Origin of the sequence: Pseudomonas baetica (genome assembly GCF_051216495.1) — a bacterium.
In the GTDB taxonomy this organism is placed as follows: Bacteria; Pseudomonadota; Gammaproteobacteria; order Pseudomonadales; family Pseudomonadaceae; genus Aquipseudomonas; species Aquipseudomonas baetica_B.
In genome coordinates, this window is record NZ_JBPKAM010000141.1 from 1 (window position 1) to 12,387 (window position 12,387).

The 12,387-nt window shown below is 61.9% G+C and carries 8 protein-coding genes; 1 reads left to right on the forward strand and 7 read right to left on the reverse strand.

All coding sequences use genetic code 11. The annotated features are described in order from the left end of the window. Positions 1–180 precede the first annotated feature (180 nt). The 7 genes from dbpA to betI all read right to left on the reverse strand — a co-directional run bounded on the left by dbpA (position 181) and on the right by betI (position 10,276). Entirely contained in the window at positions 181–1,518 is a 1,338-nt protein-coding gene (gene dbpA / locus ACSFE6_RS28755; RefSeq protein ID WP_435430777.1) for an ATP-dependent RNA helicase DbpA, read from the reverse strand. Between the two features lie 248 nt (positions 1,519–1,766). Then, positions 1,767–3,272 (reverse strand): multidrug transporter subunit MdtD, encoded by a 1,506-nt coding sequence (mdtD, locus tag ACSFE6_RS28760; RefSeq protein WP_435430772.1) that lies wholly within the window; start codon positions 3,270–3,272, stop codon positions 1,767–1,769. Positions 3,273–3,299: 27 nt separating this feature from the next. After that, positions 3,300–4,637 (reverse strand): TldD/PmbA family protein, encoded by a 1,338-nt coding sequence (locus ACSFE6_RS28765; protein ID WP_435430773.1) that lies wholly within the window; start codon positions 4,635–4,637, stop codon positions 3,300–3,302. Beyond that, positions 4,637–6,079 (reverse strand): TldD/PmbA family protein, encoded by a 1,443-nt coding sequence (locus tag ACSFE6_RS28770; RefSeq protein ID WP_435430774.1) that lies wholly within the window; start codon positions 6,077–6,079, stop codon positions 4,637–4,639. The genes ACSFE6_RS28765 and ACSFE6_RS28770 overlap by 1 nt, the downstream gene beginning before the upstream one ends. A 226-nt stretch (positions 6,080–6,305) precedes the next feature. After that, positions 6,306–8,006, reverse strand: a complete 1,701-nt coding sequence (gene betA, locus ACSFE6_RS28775; protein WP_435430775.1) for a choline dehydrogenase — start codon at positions 8,004–8,006, stop codon at positions 6,306–6,308. A 142-nt stretch (positions 8,007–8,148) separates the two neighbouring features. Next, on the reverse strand, positions 8,149–9,621 hold the full coding sequence (betB, locus tag ACSFE6_RS28780; protein ID WP_435430776.1) for a betaine-aldehyde dehydrogenase: 1,473 nt from the start codon (positions 9,619–9,621) through the stop codon (positions 8,149–8,151). A gap of 61 nt (positions 9,622–9,682) precedes the next feature. After that, positions 9,683–10,276 carry a transcriptional regulator BetI gene (betI, locus tag ACSFE6_RS28785; protein WP_175376611.1) on the reverse strand — a complete coding sequence of 198 codons (594 nt, stop codon included), beginning with the start codon at positions 10,274–10,276 and terminating at the stop codon, positions 9,683–9,685. Between the two features lie 381 nt (positions 10,277–10,657). Here betI and ACSFE6_RS28790 point away from each other — a divergent pair, with 381 nt between their 5' ends. Further along, entirely contained in the window at positions 10,658–12,274 is a 1,617-nt protein-coding gene (locus ACSFE6_RS28790) for a BCCT family transporter (RefSeq protein ID WP_435430778.1), read from the forward strand. Positions 12,275–12,387 lie beyond the last annotated feature (113 nt).

Below are 12,387 nucleotides of genomic sequence, written 5' to 3' on the forward strand. Positions count from 1 at the left end.
GGCTTCGAGGCTTCATCGAATTTTCAGGTGGACTTCAGCAGCCGAAACCAAGCCACCAATTACAAACCTTGCGTCGACTCTCGCCACTCCCCCCCTCCCCTCCCCCCCCCCCCACCCCCCCCCCCCCCCCCCCCCCCCCCCCCCCCCCCCACAGGGGATCTTCGTTGGGTCGAAGATCGCTTACAAAATACGCACGCGCAACGAACGGCCCTTGATCTTGCCGTCGTTCAGGCGCTGCAAGGCTTGCTTGGCAACGCCGCGCTCCACGGCCACGTAAGCCTGGAAGTCGAAGATCGCGATCTTGCCAACCTGGGCGCCCGGAATCCCGGCATCGCCGGTCAATGCGCCCAGGATGTCGCCCGGACGCACCTTGTCCTTGCGGCCGGCGGCGATGCACAGCGTGCTCATCTGCGGCAACAGCGGGCCACCGCCCTGGGACTTGAGGTTATCGACCTGATCCCAGGTCAACGGCGTTTTCTGCAATTCTTCGATGGCTTGCGCGCGCTGCGCTTCCGACGGTGCAACCAGGCTGATCGCCAGGCCTTTCTCGCCGGCGCGACCGGTACGGCCCACGCGGTGGATGTGGATTTCCGAATCACGGGCCAGTTCGACGTTGATCACCATGTCCAGGGAATCGATGTCCAGGCCACGGGCCGCGACGTCAGTGGCCACCAGTACCGAGGTACTGCGGTTGGCGAACATCGCCAGCACCTGGTCGCGATCACGCTGCTCCAGATCGCCGTGCAGACCGACGGCGGAAATGCCCTTGGCGGTCAGGTGATCGACGGTTTCCTGAACCTGCTGCTTGGTGAAGCAGAACGCCACGCAGGAGGCCGGACGGAAGTGGCCCAGTACCTTGGTGACCGCGCTCATGCGCTCTTCCGGGGAGATCTCGTAGAAGCGCTGCTCGATCTGCGAGTCGTCGTGGAACGCTTCGGCCTTGACCTGCTGTGGGTTACGCATGAACTTCGCGGCCAATTGCTTGATGCCCACCGGGTAGGTGGCGGAGAACAGCAGGGTCTGGCGACGCTCCGGGGCCTGCATGATGATTTCTTCGATGGAATCGTAGAAACCCATGTCGAGCATGCGGTCGGCTTCGTCGAGGATCAGGGTGTTGAGGCCGTGGAGCACCAGCGAGCCCTTGCGCAGGTGCTGCTGAATACGGCCCGGGGTGCCGACGATGATGTGTGCGCCGTGTTCCAGCGAAGCGATCTGCGGACCGAGGGACACGCCGCCGCACAGGGTCAGGACCTTGATGTTGTCCTCGGCACGGGCCAGACGGCGGATTTCCTTGGCCACCTGGTCGGCCAGCTCGCGGGTCGGGCACAGGATCAGCGCCTGGCAGCCGAAGTAGCGCGGATTGATCGGGTTCAACAGGCCGATGCCAAAGGCCGCGGTCTTGCCGCTACCGGTCTTGGCCTGGGCGATCAGGTCCATCCCCTTGAGGATCACCGGCAAGCTTTGCGCCTGGATCGGCGTCATCTGGGCATAACCGAGGGAGTCGAGGTTAGCCAGCATGGCGGCGGACAGCGGCAAAGTATTAAATTCGGTGGCGATGGTGGTCACGGGACTGGCCTGCAAAACAAAATGTCGCGCAGTGTACCAGTCCGATGGCCATTCGCCCGTAGTTTCCGGACGAGAAGTCGCCGAGCGATGGCCAGGCAAGGCGAAAACAGGCGAGAAAGCGGAGTTGGCTTTAGCCAATGAGCATTTCGAGTCTGTTTTCAACGCAGCATGGTCGAGCGTAGGCACTTCTCGTTCGGAAACTAAGGCTCTATGTGTTCTTCCGGACGTTCGACACGCCGTCCGTCATTCTTTGACAGCTGCGAAAAGATCGTTGCTGCCAGCATCGCCATGATGCCCACGGTCACGAACGTGAGTTGAAACGCACCCAATACGGTCTCGACGCCATCGTTCCCAAGCTCCGCCGTGAAGCCGCCGAGCAGTGCGCCGGCGCAAGCCACACCCAGGCTCAGCGACAATTGCGCCACCACCGACAGCAAACTGTTGCCGCTGCTGGCGCTGGCGTCGTCGAGATCGATCAGGGTCACGGTGTTCATCGCGGTGAACTGCAGGGAGTTGATCGCCCCGAGGACCGCCAGCAGGCACAACAATAGCCAGTACGGCGTCTGCTCGCTGACCAGGCCCATGGTCGCCAGCATGATCCCCAGGGCCAGGGTGTTGCCGGTCAAAACGATGCGATAACCCAGCCGCTCGATCAGCGGCCGCGCCACCCACTTGGCGATCATCGCCGCGGCGGCCAGCGGCAGCATGCTCATCCCGGCTTGCGACGGCGAATAGCCCAGCGCCACTTGCAGCAGCAACGGCACGAGGAACGGCAGGGCGCCGCTGCCGAGTCGGGCGAACAGGTTGCCGAGGATGCCGACGGCAAAGGTCCGGGTCTTGAACAGTGACGGTGCGAACAAGGGGTTATCGATATGGCCCGCACGCAACCAGTACGCCGCCAGGCAGGCCATGCCGCCGAACAACAGCAACATCACCCGCAGGTGCGGCAGGTGTAGTTCCCCCAGGCCCTCCATGGCGATGGTGATCAGAATCATCGCCGCGCCGAACAGCACAAAGCCGAGGCTATCGAATTTCGTGCGTTCCGCACCGCGCAGGTCGGGAATGAATTTCCACACGGCGTAGCAACCGACAACGCCCACCGGCAGGTTGATCAGGAAGATCCAGTGCCAGGTCAGGTATTGCACCATCCAGCCGCCCATGGTTGGACCGATCAGCGGGCCAAGCAGGCCGGGAATGGTGATGAAGCCCATGATGCGCACCAGCTCCGAGCGCGGATAGGCGCGCAGCACCACCAATCGCCCGACCGGCAGCATCAAAGCTCCGCCCAGGCCCTGAATGATTCGAGCGCCAATCAGTTGGGTCAGGCTGCCCGACATTGCGCAGAGCAATGAGCCAATGCTGAACAGCAGGATGGCGCTGAAGAAGATTTTTTTGGTGCCGAAACGGTCGGCGATCCAGCCCGAGGCCGGGATCAGCAACGCGACGGTCAGCATGTAGGCGATGATCACACCCTGCATGCGCAGCGGGTCTTCCGCCAGGTCCGCGGCCATGGCCGGCAGGGCGGTATTGAGGATGGTCCCGTCGAGGGACTGCATGAAGAACGCGATGGCGACGACCCACGGTACCCAGCGGGCGGTGACAGCGTCGAGAGGCGGGCGGTTGGGCATGGGACCTCTTGTCTGTGTGGGAGTCCGTGGTGACTTCTTCGCGAGCAGGCTCGCTCCCACAGGATATTCACTGTCCATGTGGGAGCGAGCCTGCTCGCGAAGCTTTTAAAGGGTCAAGGTCAACCGGCTGACCAGCGCCCCCGGCAATAACGCCGAAGCGGTCGCCCGTTGGCTGTAGGTACTGGCCGACAGCAACATCTCCCGCTCCTGCGTTAACGCCTCGAGCTGCGAACCGAGCAAACCGAAGGCGCTGTCATCGAAACGCATGGTGCTGACCGGTGCCTGGATCTCGCCGTTCTCGACCCAGAAAGTCGCAAACCGGGTCATGCCGGTCAGGCGCGCCGCCGGTTGATCGGAGAAATTCAGGTACCACAGGTTGCTGATGTACAAACCGGTGCCCAGTTGCTTGAGGATCTCCGCTTCCGGCAGTGCACCAGCCTGCATGTTCAAGGCGCTTGGAGATTCCCCGCCGCTGGCGCCGTTGGCGGTCAAACCATACTCGGCAGCGCTGCGTGAACCAACCAGTTGTGCACCGGCCTTGCCCTCGACAATCAGCTTGAGGTCGCTGCGCGGATAGCCCTCGTCGGAGAACGCCGGGCTCAGCGACCCGGTGACCTGTTCATCCAGCGAGACCTGCGGGCTGAAGCACTGATCGCCACCATAGAGCTTTTGCAGCGGGCTGCTTTTGCTGGCAATCGACTGCGCCGAAAAACCGCCCCAGCACAGCATGCTCATGATCTCTTCCATTGCCGCCGGGGCAAGGTAGGCGCGGTACTGACCCGGTGCCAAGGTGCGCAGTGGTCGCCCCAGAAATTCAAGTTGCTCGCGGGCCTGCTGGAAGCGTTTGGCAAAGCCTTCGCTGCTCCAGTCGTGCCCGGCATAGCTGGCCTTCACGGCCTGGCCGTTTTCATGGAACAGGCTGAAATCGAAGTTGAAGCTGTTGGCCTGATGCCAGCCGAATGCTCCGGCGGAACTGGCAAAACCACGGCTAATGGGACCGGCTGCATAGAAACCGACCAGATCCAGGCCTTCGGCGGCGCGGGTGATTTCGGCGACCACTTGCTCGGTGTCCGGCAGTGGATGTGCCTGCACATTATTGCTCTGCCAACCGTTGTAGTTGAGCAACAGGTACGGATCCTGCGGCAGCAGCGGCAGGGTCTCGCGCAGTTGTTGCAGGCCGTCAGCCAGGCGCTGTCGATCCACCTGCGGGTCGCCGGACAGGGTGATGTCGAGGTCGGCGTGACGGCCATCGTTGATCAGTTTCAGGCCGATGCTCGCTTGCTGCACCTGCCCGGCCTGTCGCACCTTGGCGTGGTTGAAACGCACAAACGCCGAGGACTCGGCAGCGTAGCTGAGGGTGAATTGTTCCGGTTCGCGCAGGGACTCGCGCAAGCCATCAACCAGGGCCTTGAACGACTCGGCCTGAGTTTTCGCGGTGCTCATCAGGCGTCTCCCCCAAATACATCAACGTTGCTGAACACGCAGGCCGGCGATGCATGGCCGACGCGGATCACCTGGTTCGGTTCGCCCTTGCCGCAGTTCGGTGTGCCCAGGACCTTGAAGGTGTTGGCATCGCCGACCGCGCTGAGGCTCTTCCAGAACTGCGCGGAAACCCCTCGATAGTTCGGGTTTTTCACCACGCCTTTGAGTTCACCGTTTTCGATCAACTGGCCCCATTCGCAACCGAACTGGAACTTGTTGCGCGCATCGTCGATGGACCAAGAGCGGTTGGTGCTCATCAAAATACCGTGCTCGATGTTGCCGATCAGGTGTTCCAGTGGCTGATCGCCCGGCTCGATATTCAGGTTAGCCATACGATCGATCGGTGGACGGTTCCAGCCACAGGCGCGGCTGTTGGCGACGCCATCGAGGCCGGCGCGGAATTGTGACAGGGCGCCACCCAATGGCCGCAGCAACAGGCCTTCGCGGATCAGGAACTGTTTGCTGGTTTTGGAGCCGTCATCGTCATGGCCGTAGCTGGCGAGCTGCTCGGGAATGTCCGGATCGAAGGTGACGTTGAGCAGTGTCGAGCCGTATTGCAGGTGACCGAAGTCTTCAGCTTTGACGAAGCTGGTACCGGCGTAATTGCGCTCATCGCCCAGGATACGGTCCAGTTCCAGCGGGTGGCCGATGGATTCGTGGATCTGCAGCATCATCTGGTCGGGCATCAGCAGCAGGTCGCGCGGACCTTGCGGCGTGTTTGGCGCGAGGAGCAATTGCAGGGCCTGATCGGCGACTGTCGGACCGGCACCGACCAGTCCACAGCGGCTGATGACATCGGCGCCACCCTGCTGACCGAAGTTCTCGCGCCCGAGACTGCGGGTCTGGCTGTCGTTACCGTCGTAGGCGGTGACGTCCAGGCCTGGATAGACGAAGCGCTGGGCCTGACGCAGTTCGGCGCCCGCGTTGTTGAGGTAGATCTGCTCGACATTCGTGATGCCGATGCTCACCTGCCAGTTCACCAGGCGTTCGTCCTTGGGCACGGCGGCGGACTCGGCGCCGAGCAACTGGTAGCAATCGCTCAGGGACGGGAACGGTTGGTCGAGGTTCGGCGAAAAGTAATCGGCGCGGTCGCTGGAAACGGGCTGGTCGCGTAGGTCGAGCAAGGCGTGGGGCTTGAGTCGGCGTGCCTGCTGTTCGGCGCGTTCGAGGGCGGCTTGCAGGCCTTGCTGCGACAGGTCATTGGTGGCGGCATAGGCTTCGACGCCGTTGACTCGCACGGTCAGCATCGCGCCTTCGTCACGCCTCAGGCTCGGTGGTTCGGCGACGTTCTTGCGCACCGACAGGTACTGGCCGGACTCGCGGACATAACGCAGGGAAAAAAATTCAGCGCCCGTGCGCAAGGCAGCGAAGCGCTGCTTGAGCTGGGGGTGGAAATCGAACATTCGGGGGACCTCCTTGGTGTGGAGCATCGAGGCTGCGGGGGAGGGGTGAAACGATTGCGTGGCGCTAGAGTAGGCCTGCGTGGGAGGAGGATCAAGTTTGAGGCAGTAGAGGTGTGTGGTTTGTGAGGTCCCCATCGCCAGCAGGCTGGCTCCCACAGTGGATTTGTGTGCGACACAGATCAAAATGTGGGAGCCAGCCTGCTGGCGATGGGGGGGCGACGGGGTTTTAAGCCGGCTGGGTCACTTCCCGCATGGCCTTGCCCTTCACCGGCGCTTCACCGGCCACATAGTAGGCGGCCTTGCTGCGCGGCAGTGGCTGGCGGCCACGGATCTTGTCGGCGATTTTCTCGGCCATCATGATCGTTGGCGCGTTCAGGTTGCCGGTGGTGATGATCGGCATGATCGAAGCATCGACCACGCGCAGGCCTTGCATGCCATGCACGCGACCCTGGCCATCGACCACGGCCATCTCGTCGGTACCCATCTTGCACGAGCAGGACGGGTGGAACGCGGTTTCGGCGTGCTCGCGGATGAACTTGTCCAGCTCTTCGTCGGTTTGCACTTCGATGCCCGGGCTGATTTCGCGGCCACGGAAGGCGTCCAGCGCCGGCTGCTGCATGATTTCCCGGGTCAGGCGGATGCCGTCGCGGAACTCCTGCCAGTCCTGCTCGGTGGCCATGTAGTTGAACAGAATGCTCGGGTGCTGGCGTGGGTCCTTGGACTTCACCTGGATACGACCGCGACTCGGCGAACGCATGGAACCCATGTGCGCCTGGAAGCCGTGCTCTTTCACACCGTTGCTGCCGTTGTAGTTAATCGCCACCGGCAGGAAGTGATACTGGATGTTCGGCCATTCGAATTCCGGACGGGTGCGGATGAAACCGCCGGCCTCGAACTGGTTGCTGGCGCCGATGCCGGTGCCGTTGAACAGCCATTCGGCACCGATGGCCGGTTGGTTGTGCAGCAGCAGGGACGGGTACAGCGAGACCGGTTGGGTGCAAGCGTATTGCAGGTACAGCTCCAGGTGGTCCTGCAGGTTTTCACCGACGCCCGGCAGGTCGTGGACTACTGGAATGTCGAGGCTTTCCAGCAGTTTTTTCGGGCCGACACCGGAGCGTTGCAGAATTTGCGGCGAAGCGATGGCGCCGGAGCAGACCAGCACTTCCTTGCGCGCTTTGACTTCAACGCGTTCTTCGGCGGCGCCGACCAGGTAACGCACGCCGACCGCACGCTTGCCTTCGAACAGGATCTTGTCGGTCAGGGCGTGGGTGACGATGGTCAGGGTCGAGCGCTTCTTGGCCACGTCCAGGTAACCGCGGGCGGTGGAGGCGCGACGGCCTTTCGGCGTGACGGTGCGGTCCATCGGGCCGAAGCCTTCCTGCTGGTAACCGTTGAGGTCTTCGGTGCGCGGGTAGCCAGCCTGTACGCCGGCGTCGACCATGGCCTTGAACAGCGGGTTGTTGCCGGCTTTCGGCGTGGTCACGCTCACCGGGCCTTCGCCGCCGTGGTAGTCGTTCGGGCCGATGTCACGGGTTTCCGCTTTGCGGAAATACGGCAGGCAATCGAGGTAGGTCCAGTCTTCCAGGCCCGGTAGTTTTGCCCAGCCATCGTAGTCCATGGCGTTACCGCGGATGTAGCACATGCCGTTGATCAGCGAGGAACCGCCCAGGCCCTTGCCGCGACCGCACTCCATGCGACGACCGTCCATGTGCGGCTCCGGGTCGGTTTCGTAGGCCCAGTTGTAGCGACGGCCCTGCAGCGGGAACGCCAAAGCGGCCGGCATCTGCGTGCGGAAGTCCATGCGGTAGTCCGGGCCACCGGCTTCGAGCAGCAGGACGGTGACGCCGGCGTCTTCAGTCAGACGGGTCGCCAGGGTGTTACCGGCCGAGCCGGCACCGATGATGATGTAGTCATATTCTGCGGTCATGAGATCTCCGGGAGCTGCAAGCTCCAAGCTTCAAGCTGCAAGTAAAAGCAGCGAGCTGTGTCTTCTGAAGTCGGTGTGAGCGGCAAACCAAACTGCTTTTACTTGCAGCTTGAAGCTTGCCGCTTGTAGCTGGATCAGCTAATCAAAACACCGAGACGTAATCGCCCAGCTCGACCTGTACCGATTTGATGCGGGTGAAGTTGTTCAGCGAGCTGATGCCGTTCTCACGACCAACACCGGACTGCTTGTAGCCACCGACCGGCATCTTGGCGTCGGATTCGCCCCAGGCGTTGATCCAGCAGATACCGGCTTCGAGCTGATGAATCACGCGGTGGGCGCGGTTCAGGTCGCGGGTGACGATACCGGCGGCCAGGCCGAAGTCGGTGTCGTTGGCGCGGCGGATCACTTCTTCCTCGGTTTCGTAGCTCAGGATCGCCATCACCGGGCCAAAGATTTCTTCGCGAACGATGGTCATGTCGTCGGTGCAGTCGGTGAACACGGTCGGCGCAACGAATGCACCTTTGGCGAATTCGCCGTCGGTCAGGCGCTCGCCGCCGCACAGGACGCGGGCACCTTCTTCCTTGCCCTTGGCGATGTAGCCCAGCACGCTTTCCATGTGCGCGAAGCTGACCAGCGGGCCGAAGTTGGTGTTTTCGTCTTCCGGGTTGCCGATGCGGATGCGCGCGACGCGCTCGACGATCTTGGCTTCGAACGCAGCTTTCATGTGAGCCGGTACGAACACGCGAGTGCCGTTGGTGCAGACCTGACCGGAGCTGTAGAAGTTGGCCATCATCGCGGTGTCGGCGGCGCGATCGAGGTCGGCGTCGTCGCAGATGATCAGCGGGGACTTGCCGCCCAGTTCCATGGTCACGTCTTTGAGCGAGGAGCTCGAAGCGCTGGCCATGACTTTCTTGCCGGTGTCGGTGCCGCCGGTGAACGAGACTTTCTCGATGCGCGGGTGCTCGGTCAGCCAGGTGCCGACTTCGCGGCCGCTACCGGTCAGGACGTTGAACACGCCCGCCGGTACGCCGGCTTCGGTGTAGATTTCGGCCAGTTTCAGGGTGGTCAGCGAGGTGACTTCGCTTGGCTTGAAGATCATCGCGTTACCGGCCGCCAGGGCCGGTGCGGATTTCCACAGGGCGATCTGGATCGGGTAGTTCCACGCGCCGATACCGGCCACGACGCCCAGTGGCTCGCGACGGGTGTAGACGAACGAAGTGGTGCGCAGCGGAATCTGCTCACCTTCGATGGCCGGCACCAGGCCTGCGTAGTACTCCAGCACGTCGGCGCCGGTGACGATGTCGACGTAGCGGGTTTCGGAGTAGGCCTTGCCGGTGTCCAGGGTTTCCAGGGCGGCCAGTTCGTCGTTGCGCTCACGCAGGATTTCCACGGCGCGACGCAGGATGCGCGAACGCTCCATGGCGGTCATGGCGGCCCAGATTTTCTGGCCCTTTTCGGCGCTGGCGACGGCGCGCTCGACGTCTTCTTTGGTCGCGCGTTGTACTTTTGCGAGGACTTCGCCGTTAGCCGGGTTGATGGCTTCGAACGTGGCGTCGCTGCCAGCGTCGGTGTATGCGCCATCGATGTAGAGTTTTTGCAGTTCGAAACGGGCCATAAAGTCCTCGCAAGTGCATAAGTGGCTGGCTCGGTCCGGGGGTTGAGCGCTTCTGTGTGCTCTAACTCACCCGCTTGGCCAATTGGAAATCCATGTATTCGTAAGCGATCTGTTGCGCCTGCTCGGTGTCGAAAGCGTCTCCCGACAGCGCGCCGCGCAACCACAAACCGTCAATCAACGCTGCCAGGCCACGGGCTGCACTGCGCGCATCTTCGAGCGGCAGTACGCGGCGGAACTGGCAGCACAGGTTGGAATACAGGCGGTGATCGTTGATCCGCTGCAACCTGTGCAAAGACGTCTGGTGCATGCTGGTGGCCCAGAAGGCCAGCCAGGTTTTCATTGCCGGGCCATTGACCTGGCTGGCGTCGAAGTTGCCTTCGATGATCACCTGCAGATGCGCCCGGGGGCTGTCATCTTTCAGCGCCTGACGGCGTGCGGTGACGTTCTCGCTCAGGACGCTCATCAGGTACCCCATGGTGGCGGCGATCAGGCCATTCTTGTCCTGAAAGTAGTGACTGATGATGCCGTTCGAGACACCGGCCAAACGGGCGATCAGCGCAATGCTGGCGTCCCCCATTCCGACCTGATCGACGGCCTGCAAAGTGGCTTCGATCAATTGCTGGCGGCGGATGGGTTGCATACCGACCTTGGGCATCTTGCACATCTCCTTGGGCCCTTGCGGCAGACGTCGAGCGGCTACCGGCTTGTGGGCCAGTCTATTTTGTTTTGATTGAACGTTCAATCAACAAAGAATAAGATCTGCGACAAATCGTCGCTGCTTACCGAATTTTCCTACGTGTAAATGGCGGCAAACCGACATCCGAAACGGCTCGAAACCTGCACGCCACGGCGTCACAAAGGTTTCGAGCTTTTTTCGGGCTGTCTTTATATCACCCACTGGTCGGCTGCCCCACTAACCGATTGGTCGGGTACCCATTGCCTTGCGTTCTTCTCTCGCACTGCCCGGAGCATCTGTGCCATGAGTTCTGCCTCGCTAATAAAGACCCCACCCGAGAAGGTGACGGTCAACGGTTGGGTGTTCTACACCTCGACCGCGTTGATTCTGTTGTTGACCGCCATTCTGATCATCGCCCCGCAAGAGGCCGGCAGAATGCTGGGTACGGCGCAAGCCTGGTTGTCCCGCAGCTTCGGCTGGTACTACATGGTGGTGATCGCCGCCTATTTGATCTTCGTCGTCGGCCTGGCGTTTTCGTCCTACGGCAAACTGAAACTGGGCAGCAAGGACGATACCCCGGACTTCAGCTACGGCGCCTGGGCGGGGATGCTGTTCTCCTCGGGTATCGGCATTTCGCTGCTGTACTTTGGCGCTTCCGAGCCGCTGGACCATTACTTCAACCCGCCGGAAGGCGTGGCTGGCAGCAACCTGGCGGCGCGTCAGGCGGTTCAGCTGACGTTCCTGCACTGGGGCCTGCATGGTTGGGCGATCTACGCACTGGTTGGCCTGGCTGTTGCCTACTTTGCTTACCGCCACAACCAGCCGCTGGCGTTGCGTTCGGCGTTGTACCCGCTGGCGGGCGAGCGTTGGGTCAAGGGCGCAGCCGGCCACGCGGTGGACGGTTTCGGTATGTTCGTGACCCTGCTGGGTCTGGTGACCAACCTGGGGATTGGTTCGCTGCAAGTGTCGTCGGGTTTGGAAAACCTGTTCGGCATGGAACACAGCAACACCAACCTGCTGATCGTGATCATCGTGATGAGCACCGTAGCGACCATCGCTGCCGTGTCGGGTGTGGAAAACGGTATTCGCCGTCTGTCCAACCTCAACATCGTGTTGTTCAGCGGCCTGCTGATTTTCGTGCTGTTGTTTGGTCCAACCCTGCACCTGCTCAACGGCTTCGTGCAGAACATTGGTGACTACCTCAACGGTGTGGTGCTGAAGACCTTCGACCTCTATGTGTACGAAGGCGACAGTGAGAAGTCCGACCGCTGGTTGGGCCTGTGGACTCTGTTCTACTGGGCCTGGTGGATTTCCTGGGCGCCATTCGTGGGTATGTTCGTCGCGCGTATTTCCCGTGGTCGCACGGTGCGTGAATTGGTGGCTGGCGTACTGCTGATTCCGCTGGGTTTCACTTTGGCGTGGTTGTCGATCTTCGGTAACTCGGCCCTGGACCTGGTGATGAACCACGGTGCGGTGGAACTCGGCAAAACGGCGCTGGAACAGCCGTCCATGGCGATCTACCAGTTGCTTGAGCACTACCCGGCGTCGAAAGTGGTGATCGGCGTGTCGATTTTCGTCGGCTTCGTGCTGTTCCTGACCCCGGCGGACTCCGGCGCGGTGATGATGGCTAACCTGTCGTGCAAGGGCGGCAACGTCGACGAAGACGCCCCGCACTGGCTGCGGATCTTCTGGTCGGTGGTAATCACCCTGGTGACCATCGGTCTGCTGTTCGCCGGTAACTTCGAAGCCATGCAAACCATGGTGGTGCTGGCCGGCCTGCCGTTCTCGGTGGTGCTGGTGTTCTTCATGTTCGGCCTGCACAAGGCCATGCGCCAGGACGTGCAGATCGAGCAGGAACAGGCGGAACTGGCAGCGCGCAGTCGTCGTGGTTTCAATGAGCTGCTGACCGAGCTGGATCTGCAATCGGACCAGCCGCCAGTGCGTAAGGGCACAGCGGCGGCCAGCATTACGAATTGATGGGTGAGTGGTGCGGTGTTTCAGTCTGAAACACCGCGTCAGCTTCATCGCCACCAAACCCGCTCCCCCCACTAAAAGCGCCACCCTCTCGGAGACACCCCGCCGGCGAAGCG